Genomic DNA, 15,157 nt, shown 5'->3' on the forward strand with positions numbered 1-15,157 from the left:
ATCATGACGACAAACACATCCCACGGCGCTCGCCAGCATGGCGCACGACCCGGCCCGGCGCGCCGCTGCGCCGCCTGCCTGCTGGGCGCCACCTTCGCCGCCGTCGGCCTGGGAGCGCCGCTGGCGGCCCAGGCGCAAAGCAGCGTCACGCTCTATGGCCTGATCGACGCGGGTATCGACTACACCACCAACGTGGCGGGAAACAGCCAGACCTCGCTCGACACCGGCATCCTTTCGCCCAATCTGTTCGGCATGCGAGGCAGCGAGGATCTCGGCGGCGGCCTGCACGCGAAGTTCGTTCTCGAGGGGCAGTTCAACGCCGGCAATGGCGCGCTGATCGGCAACGAGTTCGGCCGCCAGGCCTATATCGGCCTGACCGACGCGAAGTGGGGCAGTGTGACGCTGGGCAATCAATACGACTTCATGTTCACGTCGCTGTCGGTCAAGCGTTATGGGCCGATGTTCCCGTTGATCTCCTTGCAGAACCTGCGCCAGGGGCCCTTCAATGCGCTGAACGTGCCGAACCGTCCGACCGGCGCGTTCGACTTCGACCGCATGGCCGGCGAACAGATCGCCAATGCCGTCAAATATGAAAGCCCCGATCTCGCGGGGCTGACGTTCGGCGCGATGCTCGGCGTTGGCGGCCAGCCCGGTTCATTCTCGCGCGACAGCGCCCAGAGTTTCGGGGCCGACTACCGTCGCGGCCCCATCCAGCTCGATGCCGCCTACACCTTCGTCAGATACCCGTCGCTCAATAACGGCAACGACGGCATTCGCAACTGGGGCATCGGCGGGCGGACCGCGCTCGGCAAAGGCTTCGTCGACCTGCTCTATACATCGACCGCGAACACCGCGACCGGCGCCCATGTCGACGTCTACGAAATCGGCGGCATGATGCCGCTGGCGGCCGCCACGCACCTGGCGCTCGCATACCAGTACATGAAGGGCAATGCCGTGCTCGAAGGCAACCGCGCGCAGCAGATCAATGCCACGCTCGACTACTCGCTGTCGATCCAAACCGATCTGTACACCACCGTGACGTACCAGCACGCCAACGGTCCGGGCGCGCAGGCGCAGATTCTCGCCGCGGGCCCAGCCAGCGGCGGAAACCAGGCCGAGCTGCGCATCGGGATGAGGCACTTCTTCTGAGGGTGTAGGGGGAGCAAATGGGCGCCGCCGGCCGCGGCAGGGTAGGCCAAGGCCGGCGGCAGCGTGTCGGGCCGGGCCGGTCGGGCCCGATCCGGGAGGACGTGCCCCAGGGATTGTGCCCCGGGCGTCCTGTGGGTGAGGCCGGGCGAATTACCCCGGCCGGTTGGGTGATCTGTTGCGCGATTTATCGTGCCGACGCGCCGCGCAATGCGGCGCCGGGGCGCTTGAAACGGTAGCTCACGGCCAGCACCACCAGCCACAGCGGGATCAGGTACACGGAGATACGCAGCTCGGGCGTCAGGTACATGATCACCAGAATGCCGGCCAGGAACGCCAGGCACAGGTAGTTGGTGAGCGGGTAGCCCAGGCTCTTGAAGCGGGTCTGCAGGCCCGCGCGGCGTTTGTCGTGACGGAATTTCAGATGGATGATGCTGATCATCGCCCAGTTGATCAGCAGCGCCGAGACCACCAGCCCCATCAGCATTTCGAACGCCTTGCCCGGCATCAGGTAGTTGATCAGCACGCACAGTCCGGTCACCAGCGAGGACACGCCGAGCGCGGCCAGCGGAATGCCGCGGCGGTTGACCTTGAGCAGCGCCTGCGGCGCATTGCCTTGCTGCGCCAGGCCGAACAGCATGCGGCTGGTGCAATACACGCAGCTGTTATAGACCGACAGCGCGGCGGTCAGCACGACGACGTTCAACGCATTGGCCACCAGGTTGCTGTCCATCGCGTGGAAGATCAGCACGAACGGGCTGCCGCCGGTCACGACCTTTTCCCACGGGTAGAGCGAGAGCAGCACGCTGAGCGCGCCGATGTAGAAAATCAGGATCCGGTAGATCACCTGGTTGGTCGCGCGCGGAATGCTGTGCGACGGATCGTCCGCCTCGGCCGCGGTAATGCCCACCAGCTCCAGGCCGCCGAAGGAGAACATGATCACCGCCATGGCCATTACCAGGCCGCTCACGCCATGCGGGAAGAACCCGCCGTGCTGCCACAGGTTGGCCACGCTCGCGTCGGGGCCGGCCTTGCCGGAGAACAGCAGATAGCCGCCGAACAGAATCATGCCGATGATCGCGGCGACCTTGATGATCGCGAACCAGAACTCGGTCTCGCCGTACGATTTGACGCTGGTCAGATTCAGCACGTTGATGATCACGAAAAAGCCCAGCGCCGAGACCCAGGTCGGGATCTGCGGCCACCAGTACTGAATGTAGATGCCCACGGCGGAGAGTTCGGCCATGCTCACCAGGATGTACAGCACCCAATAATTCCAGCCCGAGGTGAAGCCGGCGAAACTGCCCAGATAGCGGTTGGCGAAATAACTGAACGAACCGGCCACCGGCTCGTCGACCACCAGCTCGCCGAGCTGGCGCATGATGAAAAAGGCGATGATCCCGCCGATGGCGTAGCCGAGCAGCACCGAAGGGCCTGCCATCTTGATCGTCTGGGCGATGCCGAGAAACAGGCCGGTGCCGATCGCGCCGCCCAGTGCGATCAACTGAATGTGGCGGTTTTTCAGCCCGCGTTTCAGTCCATCCTCTGCATTGTGTGAAACCATGTGTGCTCCTGTCTTCCTGCCTTTGATTTGTCCTGCCTGATTTGCCACGCCGGCCGCACCCGGGGCTCCGGGCGTGAGCCCGTCGCGCCCGTGGGTCGGGCAAACGCCGCGACCGCCGTGCCGGGGAGGCATTATGCACGAAATAAAATTGCGGGGGCCGGCCGGCTCGCGCATTCGCCCGGCACTGCGCCAAATCGGCCTGTTTCGTGCAACCTGAGCGGCCCATCGAGGCAAGCAGTTTATCCAGACGGTTGGGAAATAGGCTCTCATTTGGTGCGCGGACAAACCCTAACTAATGCGATAAAATTTCCCGAAATCAAATAAAGAGGAGGAGAAATTGCATAGTACGGAGCTCGATCGGGTCGACCGCCATCTACTCGACGTCCTGCAGCGCCAGGCCCGCGCATCCAATCTCGAGCTGGCCGACGCCGTGCAGCTCTCGCCCGCCCAGACCTCACGCCGGCATCGCCGCCTGGAAGAAGCCGGGGTCATCAAGCGCTACGAAACGAGGCTCGACGCCGCCAGCCTCGGCTTTGGCGTGGTCGCCTTCATTCACGTCACGATGGAGCGCGGCTATTTGCGCGACATGTCGAAATTCCAGAACCTCGTGGCCGAACTGCCGCAAATCCAGGAGTGCTTCTCGGTGACCGGCGACATCGACTACGTCCTCAAAGTCGTCGCCCGCGATCTCAAGGATTTGTCGACCTTCCTGCTCGATACGCTGATGCAGATCCCCGGCGTGAGCGGCGTGAAGTCCAGCGTTTGCCTGGACGAGGTCAAATGCACCAGCGCGCTGCCGGTGGGAGGGTAAGGCGGGCTGATCCGATCGCTATGGCTGCAGTTGAACCGACGTACCGGCCTTGCCGGCGACGAGCCGGTCGATATCGGCCAGTGCGCCGATCACCGCACGCCGCCGCGTGGCGGCGGCGAATTCGCACGCGGCCTCCACTTTCGGGCCCATCGACCCGGCCGCGAAGCGCATTGCGGTCAACTCGGCGGGACTGGCCCGACTCAGCCGCCGCGCCGCGGGCGTACTCCAGTCGAGATACACCGCATCGACGTCGGTCGCGATGACCAGCAAGTCGGCGCCGATGTCCCGCGCGAGCAGAGCGGCGCTTCGATCCTTGTCGACCACCGCCTCGACACCGCGCAACCGGCCTTGCCGGTCCGCGGTGACGGGGATTCCGCCGCCGCCCGCGCAAATCACGATCGTGCCATGCGCGAGCAGCCACTGCAGCGGTTGCATTTCGATCACGCGCAACGGCTTCGGGCTGGGGACCATGCGGCGCATGGCATGGCCGTCCAGGGCCATCGCCCAGCCTTTGTCGCGGGTCAGCGCGGCCGCCTCGTCAGCCGTATAGAGGGGGCCGATGGGTTTGTCGGGATGCGCGAACGCGGGGTCGTCGCCGGCGACTTCGACCATCGTCAGCAAGGTGGCACAGGCGCGCGCGGGCGGCAGGCGGTTGCGCAACTCCTGCTCGATCAGATAGCCGATCATGCCTTCGGACTCGGCATCGAGCACGTCGAGCGGGAACCGCTCGGCCGGCGGCAGCGACTCGTCTTCGAGCGCCAGCAGGCCGACCTGGGGCCCGTTGCCGTGCACGATGATGAGTTCGTTGCCGGCGGCGATCTTCGCCAATTGCTCGGCGGCAACACGCACGTTGTCGCGCTGCACGCTCGCGCTCACTTTTTCCCCGCGCTTGAGCAGCGCATTCCCGCCCAGGGCGATCACAATCCGCATGGCTTTTCCCGGTTAGCCGGCAAGGGTCGCCACCAGGAGCGCCTTGATCGTGTGCAGGCGGTTTTCCGCCTGTTCGAAAACGATCGAACGCTCGGACTCGAACACCTCGTCGGTGACCTCCACGCCGTTGGCCAGGCCGTAGGTCTGCGCGATCTGCTGGCCGACGTGGGTCTGGGTGTCGTGCAGCGCCGGCAGGCAATGCATGAATCGCACACGCGGATTGCCGCTGGCCTGGATCAGTGCCTCGTTGACCTGGTAGGGCAGCAGTTCGCCGATTCGCTCGCCCCACTTTTCGAAGGGCTCGCCCATTGAAACCCAGACATCCGTGTAGATGAAATCGACGCCCTTGACGGCATCCGCCGGTGCCTCCGTCAGCGTCAGGCGAGCTCCGGTCAGTGCGGCGACCGCGCGGCACTGCGCGATCAGGTCGTCGTGGGGCCAAAGGTGCCGCGGCGCGCACAGGCGCACGTCCATGCCGAGCTTGGCGCCGACGACCATCAGGGAATTGCCGCTGTTGTTATGCGCGTCGCCGATGTAGCAATAACTGACTTGATGCAATGGCTTGTCGCTGAATTCGCGCATGGTCATGACGTCGGCGAGCATCTGCGTCGGATGGAATTCATCGGTCAAGCCGTTGTACACCGGCACGCCGGCGTATTGCGCGAGCTCGTCGACCACCGCCTGGCCGAAACCGCGATACTCGATCGCGTCGAACATGCGGCCGAGCACGCGCGCGGTGTCCTTGATCGACTCCTTGTGACCGATCTGGGAGCCGCTCGAATCGAGATAGGTGACATGAGCGCCCTGGTCGTGCGCGGCGATCTCGAACGCGCAGCGCGTGCGCGTGGAGGTTTTCTCGAAAATCAGAGCGATGTTCTTGCCGGTCAGGCGCGCAATTTCGGTGCCGGTATATTTGGCCCGTTTGAGGTCGCGTGCGAGATCGAGCAGATATTCGATCTCACGCGGCGCGTATTCGATCAGCGTCAGGTAGCTGCGATTGCGGATATTGAACATGGTGAAAGCCTCGGGGAATTCATCAAAGAGGAATGGGATCGCGCTCGATCGGGCAACTGAGACAATGGCTGCCGCCTCGGCCGCGCCCGAGTTCACCGCCCGGAATTTCGATCACTTCGACGCCGGCCTTGCGCATCTTGCGGTTTGTGTAGGTATTGCGGTCGTAGGCGAGCACCACGCGGCGATCGAGCGCCAGCACGTTGTTGCCGTCATCCCATTGCTCGCGCTCGGTCTCGTAGGTGTCGCCGCCGGTCGTCAGCACCCGCAGCGAACCGACTCCCAGCGCGTCGGCGACCACCGCCAGGAAGGGCTCGTCGTGACGCTCGTAGCGTATTTGTCCGAGTGCGTCGGCCGGATATAAGCTGGTGCAGCGGATTTCCTGCGCGACGTCGGGGTAGATACTCACAAAATCGACGTCGAGAAACGAAAACACGGTATCGAGATGCATCGAGGCGCGCGCCTTGGGCATCTGGCAGGCGATGACGCGGCGCGCGCCCTGGCCGGCGAACAAGCGCCGCGCGACCTGGGTCACGGCTTGCGGGCTGGAGCGCTCGCCCATGCCGATGAGCACGACGCCATTGCCGATCGGCATCACGTCGCCGCCTTCGAGCGTCGCCGCCCCGTGGCTTTGATCGGGGTCGCCCCACCATATCTTGTGTTGCCCGGCAAAGCGGGGGTGAAACCGGTAGACGGCGGCGAGCAGCAGCGCCTCCTGGCGGCGCGCCGGCCAGAACATCGGATGCAGGGTAAGCCCGCCATAGATCCAAGCACTGGGATCGCGCTGAAAAATCAGGTTGGCCAGCGGCGGAATCACGAAGTCCGAGCGCTCCAGGTGGCCGCCGAACAGGCCGCGCGCATCGAACGGCAGCTCGGCCTTGGCGATGCCGCCGATCAGGAATTGCGCCAATTGCTGCGCGGGCAATTCCTCGAGCCACATGCGCAATTCCCGCAGCATGCCGGTACCGACTTCGTCTTCGGCAATGCGCCGATCGAGCACCCAGTCGCGAGCGGTCGAGTCGAGGCATATTTCGGCCAGCAAATGCCCGAACTCAAGGACTTCGATGCCGCGCTCGCGCATCACGCCGGTAAAGAAATCGTGATCTTCGATCGCCTTGTCGACCCAGATGACGTCATCGAACAGTAATGACTCGCGGTTTGCCGGCGTCAGCCGGCGGTGCGCGAGGCCCGGCCGGCAGACCATTACGGTGCGCAGTTTGCCGGCCTCGGAGTGAACGCCCAAAGTCATGGTGAATTCTCCTGTGAAGCGTTATTCGCTGACGACGTACGTGTAGAGGCGCACGCTGCCGTCGTCCATCGTCTTGCGATAGATGCCCTGGATCTCGTTTTCGAAACCGGGAAAGCGGTTGCCGGCGGCCTCGAACATGCGGAAATAATCCAGCATCGGCGCGGCGCGATCGTCATAGCGCTCGCCCGGTACCACCACGCCTATGCCGGGCGGATACACCAATGCCAGGGTCGCCGCGATGCGCCCGCCGATCTGGTCGATCGGCAGCAGCTCGACGTTGTTGCGCACCAGTTCATGCATCGCGTCCTGCGGCGTGAGCGCCGCCGTGGGGAAATGCTGTGGGCGAAATTGCGCGCGCTGCAGGGCGCTGACGTCGCGCTCGCGATAGAACCGATGCATCTCGCCGCACAGGTCGCGCAGCCTGACGCCCGCATAGCGCGCGCGATGGGCCGCGACGAACGCCGGAATCACCTCATCGAGCCGCGCGTTGTCGTCGTGCAGCTGCTTGAAGCTCACCAGTGCCGACAGCAGCGTTCCGGCCTTGCTCGACTCCAGCCCGGGCGTGAGAAGAAAAAGAATGCTGTTGAGGTCGTTTTTCTCCGGCACGATGCGTTTTTCGCGCAGAAACTCCGCCACGATCGACGCCGGGATGCCGTGCTCCTCGTAGGCGCCGCTGCGGCGGTCAAAGCCCGGCGTGAACAGGGTCAGCTTGTTCGGGTCGGTCATGGCGTAACCGGGGGCGAGTTGCCCGAAGCCATGCCACGCCTGGCCGGGGGCGAGCGCCCAATGGCGCGCGTCGCTGGCGAGCTCGTCGGTGGCGGCGTCTTCCCAGCGCATCGCGCGCCCACGAACCTCGACCATATCGGGCACGAACGGATCGAAGAACCAGCGCCGCGCGGGATCGCTTTCCTGCGCCTCATAGCCGTGCCGCAGCGCGCGGATTTTCTTGCGCATCTCGATCCCCAGCCGGATCGTGTCGTCCCACAACGCCTGGCCGCCTCGGCCTTTCATCATTTGCGCGCCGACGTCGAGCGAGGCGAAAAGCGGATAGAACGGCGAGGTCGACGAGTGCTGCATGAAACTTTCATTGAAGCGCCGATGGCTGACACGGCGGCGCTGGTCGGCGAGATGGCTGTCTCTGACGTGAATTTGCGATGCCTGCGAAAAGCCGGCAAGCTGCTTGTGGGTCGATTGCGTGGCGATGATGCCGGGCGAGTCGGCATCGAGTCCCTCGATGCCCATCGCAAAGCAGCCCTTGAACAGCGGGTGGAATTTCATGAAACCGGCCCACGCCTCGTCGAACACGATGTATTCGCAAAGCGGGCCCAGCTTTTCGACGATCGTCTGCGCGTTGTAGATCGTGCCGTCATAGGTGCATTGCTCGATGACCGCGACCCGGAACGGCCGCTTGCGCTCCCAATGGTGCGGATCCTTGACCAGCGGGTTGTTGCGGATGCTATCTCGAATGCGCTGTTCGTCCAGGGCATCGAAGTCGATCGGGCCGATCAAACCGTGCGGGTTGCGCGCGGTCGGCAGATAGATCGGAATGCCGCCGCCGAGCAGCAAGGCGCCGTGGTGGGCCGCCTTGTGGTTGTTGCGGTCGAACAGCACCAGATCGCCTGGCGCCACCAGCGCCGTCAGGGCGATCTTGTTCGAGGTCGACGTACCGTTGAGCACGAAATACGTGCGTTCGGCGCCGAAGATCTCCGCCGCGGCTTTTTGCGCGGCCAGCGCAGGACCCTCGTGCACCAGCAGATCACCCAGTTCCACTACCGAGTTGTCGAGATCGTTGCGAAACACCTGCTCGCCCAAGTGTTTGACGAAAGCCCGCCCGATCGGGCTTTTCTGATAGAAGACGCCGCCGTTGTGACCGGGGCACGTCCACATCTGGTTGGCCTGATCCGCATAGTCAACCATGGCGCCGAAAAACGGCGTCTTGAGGGTCTCGGCGTAGGTTCGCAAATGGCTGGCCAGATTGCGTGCGACGAACTCCGGCGTGTCTTCTTCCAAAAACACATAGCCGGTCACTTGTCCCAGCACGCCAACCGGCACTTCCTCGAGCCGGTGGCGCTCCACCAGGATGAAGATCGGCATGTCGAGCCCGCGTTCGCGGATGAACCGCACGAGGGTCTCGACCTCCGCTTCCGATTCGCTCAACGACCACTCAACGATCATGCATCCGATACTGGCGTCGCTGCGGATCGTCGACCGCGCCTCGTCGGTGCTCGCCGCGAGGGCGGTGGCAAAACCCAGGCGCTCGAGTTCGACCACGATGTGGCGCAAACGCTGCGATGGCAGCGTCGATGGCACGGGCATTGAGCAGCAAAACAGGAAGCCGAACATTTGTTCGTATCGCATCGGTGACTCCAGGAGACGGCGCGCCCGGCGCAATGCCGGGCGCGCGGTTTAGCTGATCTTGACGACGCCGCGCGCGAACAGCACGATCGCTGCGATCGCCAGCACCACGAGAGCGGCCGCGATCAAGGCTTCCCGGCGGTTGAACGTCGGCTCGCCGGGCGCATGCTCGCGCCGCGCCCACCAGAACACCGGGAGACCGAGCGCAAACAGAATCGTTGACATCAGGATGAATTGAGGGCCCGCGGCGTAGAGCAGCCACACGGCGTACAAGGTGCCGAACACGCCGGTCCAGATCGACTCGCGCGCGGTTTCTCCCGCGCTTGCGTGATAGCGTGCTTGCGAAGCGTAGCGCCAGAGAAAGGCGGTGCTGGCCAGATACGGCGGCAGGATCATAACGCCCGTGATCGAGATCAGCCAGATCCACGCGTTATGGGCAAACAGCACGACGAACACCGCCAACTGCATCGTCAGGCTCGATATCCACAGCGACGGCGCCGCGGCATGATGCCTGTTTTCGCGGGCCAGGAACTTGGGGAAAACGCCGCCCTTGGCACCCTCGAACGGCAGCTCCGCCACCAGAATGGTCCAGGCCAGCCAGCAGCTGAGCAGCGACATCATCAGCGCGCCGGCAATGAACGTTGCCCCCCAGTTGCCCACCGCCGCCTTGAGCACATAGGCTGCCGACGGTGACGCGAGGCCCGCGAGCTGGGCCTGGTGCATCAGGCCGAACGGCAGCGCCGAGAGCAGGAAATAAAGCACGGTGCAGACCGTGAGTCCGAGAAAGGTCGCAATACCCACTTGCGACGACTTCTCGGCGCGATCCGATACGACCACCGCACCCTCGATGCCGATGAAGACCCACAGCGTGACGAGCATCGTGCTCTTGACCTGGCCGAGCAGGCTGCCAAGGTGTTGCTGATGCCCCCAGAAATCGAAGGAAAACATGCCGGCCTTGATTGCGACGGCCATCGCGCACAGCGCTACGGTGATGGTGCCGATGTTCAGTACGCTCGAAATCACGTTAAGGATGGCCGCGCGCTTGACCCCGGAGAGCACGACGAAATTCATTACCCAGATCAGTGCGGAGGCCCCGACGATCGACGGCCAGTTGCTGCCGCTTTTGAAAATCGGGAAAAAATACCCGACTGTCTGCATAAACAGCACCGCGAAGGCGACGTTGCCGAACGCGGCCGAGAGCCAGTAACCCCAGGCCATTTCGAAGCCGGCCAACGATCCGAACCCTTCTTTCGCATACGAATAGATGCCGGCCTTCAGATCGGGCCGCTTGTCGGCCAGCGTGCGGAATGTGTTGGACAAAAAGAACATGCCGACCAACGTAATCGCCCAGGCAATGACGACCGCACCGAGTCCGGCACCTTGCGCCATGTTCTGCGGCAGATTGAACGCGCCGCCGCCGATCATCGACGCGATGACCACGCCAGTGAGAAGGGGCAGCCCCAGTCGGCGCGTCTTCGGTTGCGATATCGATGCGGGTTTCGCATCGGCTTTAGTCAACAGATCCTGAGGAATAGCCATGATTCGATCTCCAACCGATTATTTCGAGAGGTGCCACAGGCGTGGTGCGTGATCGCAATTGAGGCGCGCTGGAAAAAAGCAAAGCGCTTCCCGGCGTTCGAGTGCGTCAAGCGTATCGCCGCGATCTCCAGGCCTGCTTGATATTTGTCAATGAAATAACGGGTTGGTCTCGGCGTGAGAGAAAGGCGCACGCCGCTGTGAACTATCGAAATAGGATCGGATAACCGATTTATTTGATTCTATTTATATCGTTATCCGTAGCAAATGAATGCGATGGAAGCGTCTCTTGCGGGCGTGCTTCATTCCGATTCATTGACACGCGACAGCGGCGCCGCGACTTCCTCCAGTGGGCGGCGCTCGGCGTCGAGACCCCAGCGTGCTTCGATGAGCGCGGCGGCCACCATGAGCGCCGCGCCGACCAGGTAACCGGTGAAAACGTCGCCCCGTTGATGGGTGGCGATCAGATGGCCGAATACGGCGGGGCCGGCGATGCCGCCCAGCGCGGTGCCGAACGCGTAGAACACGGCGATCGCCAGTGCGCGGATTTCCAGCGGGAACGATTCGCTCACCGTCAGGTAGGCCGAGCTGGCGGCTGCCGAGGCGAAGAAGAAGATCACCATCCAGGCGATCGTCTGCGTCGTCAGCGTGAGCCAGTGCTGGGCGAACAGGTAGCCGCTGAGCGCCAGCAGCACGCCGGAGAGCGCGTAGGTCAGGGTGATCATGGTGCGGCGGCCGAGCACGTCGAACAACCGGCCGAGCACCAGCGGGCCCAGAAAATTACCCAGCGCGAAGGGCAGCAGATACCAGCCGACGCGCGCACCCGGCACGCCGTAGAAATCGGTCAGCACCAGCGCATAAGTGAAAAAGATCGCGTTGTAGCAGAACGCCTGCGCGCTCATCAGCGACAGGCCCACCAGCGCGCGGCGGCGATGGCGTCGAAGCAGCACGTCGAATACCTCGCGCAGCGGCGTATGGCCGCGCGCGCGCAATCGCAGGCGTGTCGCCGGCGTCTGGTCCCACACGTGGCCGGCACCGCGCAAGCGGGTCTCGATGCCGTCGACGATGGTGTGGGCGCGCGCCTGCTCGCCGCGCAGCACCAGCCAGCGCGGGCTTTCCGGGATCCACGCGCGCATCGGCAGGATCACCAGCGCGAGCGCCGCGCCCAGCAGGAAGCAGGCGCGCCAGCCCCAGTCGGGCGGCAGCGCGCCGGGCGCCAGCAGCACCAGCGAGCCGGCCGCGCCCAGGCCCGCGCCGACCCAGAAGGTGCCGTTGATCGCCAGGTCGGTCCAGCCGCGCACGCGTGCCGGCGTGAATTCCTGAATGGTCGAATTGATCGCCGCATACTCGCCGCCGATCCCGGCGCCGGTCAAAAAGCGGAACGCGATGAAGCTCGCGAAGCTCCACGACAAAGCGGTGGCCGCGGTAGCCGCCAGATACAGCGTGAGGGTGACGAAGAACAGTTTGCGCCGCCCGAGCCGGTCGGTGAGCCAACCGAAGCCCAGCGCGCCGAGCACCGCGCCGGTGATATAGGCGCTGCCGGTCAGGCCGATCTGGGTATTGCTCAGATGCAGGGCGGGGCTGGTGCGCAAGGCGCTGGCCACCGCACCGGCCAGTGTCACCTCGAGACCGTCGAGCAGCCATGTGATGCCCAGCGCGACGACGATCAGCCGGTGAAAGCGGCCCCACGGCAAACGGTCGAGCCGTGCGGGCAGGTCTGTGTCGATGATGCCCGAGGGGCGCGGGGATGCGCTTCGGGACTTGGAGTGCGGCACGTGCGGGGGCATCGGTCTGCTCGAAGCGGCCGGCGTGACCGGCCATCGAACACGATGATAACAACCCGCGTCGGCAACGGCCGCCCGAGGGCGGCCGGCCCATCGTTGGCGGCAACCCGCTGGCGCGGGCCGCCGTCGCCTTCAGTCAGGCATGCCGGCGCCGCGCGTCTCGGGCAGGAACCACGGCAGGAAAATGCCCAGCACGTAGACCGAACCCATCGCCAGCGCCGCATGCGAGACGCCGCCGAACGATTTGATCATGGTCCCGGCAATGATCGGGAACACCCAGGCGATCAAGCGCGCCGCGTTGAACACAAAACTGATCGCGGTCGAGCGCACGGTGCTGGTGAACAGTTCGCACGGATAAATGGCCATCCACACATAGGCGCAGCCCAGCGTGAAGAAGCCGTTGATCGGCGCGATGATCATCATCGCCTCGACGCTGCTGGTCATCTTGTAGGTGACGATCGTGGTGGCCAGCGCGCCGATGAAAGTCAGCGACAGGAAGGTGCGACGGCCAATCGCGTCGACGATGAAGCCCGCGATCATGTAGGCGACGATGGCGCCCACGGTGTACGAGATCGACACCTTCGAGCCCCATGACACCGGATTGGCCACGCCTTCGGCCTTGGCCAGTGCGATGGAGTAGCCCGGCAGCCAACTGGAGATGGCCCACCAGCCGACCGTCGTGACGATCGACAGCACCAGCAGGATCACCGTGCGGCGCAGCGCTTCGCGCTCGGTGAACAATTGCGTCAGCGTGAACGGGCGCTTGCCGGAGGCCGTTGCGGCGCTCGGCTCGGCGCCGGTCGCACCCCAGCGCTTTTCGCGCACTGCGCGTTGCCATTTTTCCGACTCGTTGATGCCGCGCCGCAGGTACAGCACCGCGAAGGCCGGCAGCGCGCCCAGTACGAACATCAGACGCCAGGTTTCGGCGCCCATCGGATGCGTGCTCGACAGCGCATACCAGGCCACCGCGGCGATCAGCGTGCCCCAGCCGAAGCCCGATTGCAGGAAGCCGGCGCCCTTGGCGCGCGCCCGCTCGGGCCAGGTTTCAGACAGCAGCGCGATGCCGGTGCTCCACTCGCTGCCCATCGCCAGGCCGGTCAGGAAACGCAGCGAGCACAGCACCCAGAAACTCTGCGAAAAGGCGGTCAGGCCCGAGAACATCGCATACAGGAAAACCGACCACAGCATCATGCGCTTGCGCCCGACGTAGTCGGCCAGGATGCCGCCGACCAGGCCGCCCACGCCCCAGCCCAGCAGCGTGATGCCGATCACCGTGCCGGCATAGATCGTCGGCGAGGCCGCCTGTGCCGGCGTGAGCACCGAATGCAGCATCGGCCCGAGTACGACAACGAGCGCCAGCGCCTCGTAGCCATCGAAAATCCAGCCCAGAAAGCTGGCCTTGAGCACGCGCCAGTGCATTGCCGTGAGGCCGCTGTTCCAGCGCGAGCCGGCGCCTGCCGCCAATTGTCCTTGTTCCATGAATGTCTCCTTCGTCGTTCCTGCTGGTGATACGGTGAATCGGTGTGGCTGCGATGCTACGCCGGTTTGGTTTACTGCGATTAACGTTGCCCGAATGATGCGCCGTCGAACACGCGCGAGGTCCCGCGCGGCTCGCAGCGCCAGTACTGCGGCGGCGCCTTGAGCGTGGCGCCCAGCGCGGCCGCGGCGTGCCATGGCCAGCGCGGATCCCACAGGATGGCTCGCGCCAGCGCGACGAGGTCGGCGTCGCCGTCGCGAATCGCCTGGTCGGCGCGCTGCGCATCGGTGATCAGACCGACGCCGATGGTCGGCATGCCGACCGCTTCGCGCACGGCGCGGGCGAACGGCATCTGGTAGTGCGGCCCGAGCGCAATCTGCTGGCGCGGCGAGACGCCGCCCGTGGACACGTCGATCCAGTCGCAGCCTCGCTCGCGCAGGCGCTGGGCCAGCTCGATGGTTTGCGTCAGGTCCCAGCCGCCATCGACCCAGTCGGTGGCCGACACGCGCACGCCCAGCGGCTTGCCGGCGGGCCAGACGGCACGCACGGCATCGAACACTTCGAGCGGAAAGCGCATGCGGTTCTCGAGCGAGCCGCCGTATTCGTCGCCGCGCTGGTTGGCCAGCGGCGAGAGAAACTGGTGCAGCAAATAGCCATGCGCGAAATGCAGTTCCACGGCGGCCAGATCCAGGCGGGCCGCGCGCCGCGCGCTGGCGACGAACGCCTCGCGAACGCGCGCCAGTCCAGCGCGGTCGAGCTCGGCCGGGAGCTCCTCGCCATCGTTGTGCGCCAGCGCCGAGGGTCCGTAGGTTTGCCAGCCGCCCTGGGCCGACGGGATCAACTTGCCGGCCCGCCAGGGCGGCTCGCTCGATGCCTTGCGTCCGGCATGGCACAGCTGGATGCCGATCGGCATAGCGCTGAATTCACGCACTTCCTCGAGCACCTTGGCGAGCGCCTGCTCGTTGGCGTCGGAATACAGGCCCAGGCAGAACGGCGTGATGCGCCCGGCGGCTTCCACCGCGGTGGCCTCGAGCAGCAACAGGGCGGCGCCGCTGAGCGACAGATTGCCGATGTGCGTGCGATGCCAGGCGCTGGCCGAGCCGTCGAGCGCGCTGTATTGGCACATTGGGCTGATGACGATACGGTTCTCGAGCTTGAGCGGCCCGAGTTCAAACGGCGAAAAAAGTGGTGCGCTCATCAAAAAACGAATTCCTCGTGCACGGCGAATGAAGTTCCATGGCATTCGGACCGGCTCGCCGGGCACGCGGGCGCGAGAGGCGGGACAAAGCCGCCG

The 15,157-nt window shown here is 64.8% G+C and carries 11 protein-coding genes; 2 read left to right on the forward strand and 9 right to left on the reverse strand.

Going from position 1 to position 15,157, the window contains the following annotated elements:
• The first annotated feature begins 3 nt into the window (after positions 1–3).
• Entirely contained in the window at positions 4–1,149 is a 1,146-nt protein-coding gene (locus tag PATSB16_RS05995; protein ID WP_083566865.1) for a porin, read from the forward strand.
• 184 nt (positions 1,150–1,333) lie between these two features.
• Here the strand turns inward: PATSB16_RS05995 and PATSB16_RS06000 are convergent, their stop codons facing one another.
• A complete protein-coding gene (locus tag PATSB16_RS06000) occupies positions 1,334–2,710 on the reverse strand; it encodes an amino acid permease (protein WP_047213152.1) in 1,377 nt (458 codons plus the stop codon).
• A gap of 337 nt (positions 2,711–3,047) precedes the next feature.
• Here PATSB16_RS06000 and PATSB16_RS06005 point away from each other — a divergent pair, with 337 nt between their 5' ends.
• Positions 3,048–3,521 (forward strand): Lrp/AsnC family transcriptional regulator, encoded by a 474-nt coding sequence (locus tag PATSB16_RS06005; protein WP_047213154.1) that lies wholly within the window; start codon positions 3,048–3,050, stop codon positions 3,519–3,521.
• Positions 3,522–3,539: 18 nt separating this feature from the next.
• Here PATSB16_RS06005 and arcC read toward each other — a convergent pair whose 3' ends face one another.
• The 8 genes from arcC to PATSB16_RS06045 form a co-directional block, all read right to left on the reverse strand.
• Positions 3,540–4,451 carry a carbamate kinase gene (gene arcC, locus PATSB16_RS06010; protein WP_047213156.1) on the reverse strand — a complete coding sequence of 304 codons (912 nt, stop codon included), beginning with the start codon at positions 4,449–4,451 and terminating at the stop codon, positions 3,540–3,542.
• Positions 4,452–4,463: 12 nt separating this feature from the next.
• Entirely contained in the window at positions 4,464–5,465 is a 1,002-nt protein-coding gene (locus tag PATSB16_RS06015) for an ornithine carbamoyltransferase (protein ID WP_047213157.1), read from the reverse strand.
• A gap of 22 nt (positions 5,466–5,487) precedes the next feature.
• Positions 5,488–6,711, reverse strand: a complete 1,224-nt coding sequence (locus tag PATSB16_RS06020; protein ID WP_047213158.1) for an arginine deiminase — start codon at positions 6,709–6,711, stop codon at positions 5,488–5,490.
• 21 nt (positions 6,712–6,732) lie between these two features.
• Entirely contained in the window at positions 6,733–9,069 is a 2,337-nt protein-coding gene (speC, locus tag PATSB16_RS06025; protein WP_052892590.1) for an ornithine decarboxylase, read from the reverse strand.
• 48 nt (positions 9,070–9,117) lie between these two features.
• Positions 9,118–10,605, reverse strand: a complete 1,488-nt coding sequence (locus tag PATSB16_RS06030) for a basic amino acid/polyamine antiporter (RefSeq protein ID WP_052892591.1) — start codon at positions 10,603–10,605, stop codon at positions 9,118–9,120.
• Positions 10,606–10,904: 299 nt separating this feature from the next.
• Positions 10,905–12,389 carry an MFS transporter gene (locus PATSB16_RS06035; protein ID WP_047213159.1) on the reverse strand — a complete coding sequence of 495 codons (1,485 nt, stop codon included), beginning with the start codon at positions 12,387–12,389 and terminating at the stop codon, positions 10,905–10,907.
• A gap of 129 nt (positions 12,390–12,518) precedes the next feature.
• Entirely contained in the window at positions 12,519–13,865 is a 1,347-nt protein-coding gene (locus tag PATSB16_RS06040) for an MFS transporter (RefSeq protein ID WP_047213160.1), read from the reverse strand.
• A gap of 80 nt (positions 13,866–13,945) precedes the next feature.
• Positions 13,946–15,061 carry an NADH:flavin oxidoreductase/NADH oxidase gene (locus PATSB16_RS06045; RefSeq protein WP_047213161.1) on the reverse strand — a complete coding sequence of 372 codons (1,116 nt, stop codon included), beginning with the start codon at positions 15,059–15,061 and terminating at the stop codon, positions 13,946–13,948.
• Between the last annotated feature and the right edge of the window lie 96 nt (positions 15,062–15,157).

The organism is Pandoraea thiooxydans (assembly GCF_001931675.1).
Taxonomy (GTDB): domain Bacteria; phylum Pseudomonadota; class Gammaproteobacteria; order Burkholderiales; family Burkholderiaceae; genus Pandoraea; species Pandoraea thiooxydans.

Bases quoted from the DNA above. Each gene is read 5' to 3' on its own strand.
- PATSB16_RS05995 (WP_083566865.1), top strand. From the start codon at position 4: ATGACGACAAACACATCCCACGGCGCTCGCCAGCATGGCGCACGACCC.
- PATSB16_RS06000 (WP_047213152.1), bottom strand. From the start codon at position 2,710: ATGGTTTCACACAATGCAGAGGATGGACTGAAACGCGGGCTGAAAAAC.
- arcC (WP_047213156.1), bottom strand. From the start codon at position 4,451: ATGCGGATTGTGATCGCCCTGGGCGGGAATGCGCTGCTCAAGCGCGGG.
- PATSB16_RS06015 (WP_047213157.1), bottom strand. From the start codon at position 5,465: ATGTTCAATATCCGCAATCGCAGCTACCTGACGCTGATCGAATACGCG.
- PATSB16_RS06020 (WP_047213158.1), bottom strand. From the start codon at position 6,711: ATGACTTTGGGCGTTCACTCCGAGGCCGGCAAACTGCGCACCGTAATG.
- speC (WP_052892590.1), bottom strand. From the start codon at position 9,069: ATGCGATACGAACAAATGTTCGGCTTCCTGTTTTGCTGCTCAATGCCC.
- PATSB16_RS06030 (WP_052892591.1), bottom strand. From the start codon at position 10,605: ATGGCTATTCCTCAGGATCTGTTGACTAAAGCCGATGCGAAACCCGCA.
- PATSB16_RS06035 (WP_047213159.1), bottom strand. From the start codon at position 12,389: ATGCCCCCGCACGTGCCGCACTCCAAGTCCCGAAGCGCATCCCCGCGC.
- PATSB16_RS06040 (WP_047213160.1), bottom strand. From the start codon at position 13,865: ATGGAACAAGGACAATTGGCGGCAGGCGCCGGCTCGCGCTGGAACAGC.
- PATSB16_RS06045 (WP_047213161.1), bottom strand. From the start codon at position 15,061: ATGAGCGCACCACTTTTTTCGCCGTTTGAACTCGGGCCGCTCAAGCTC.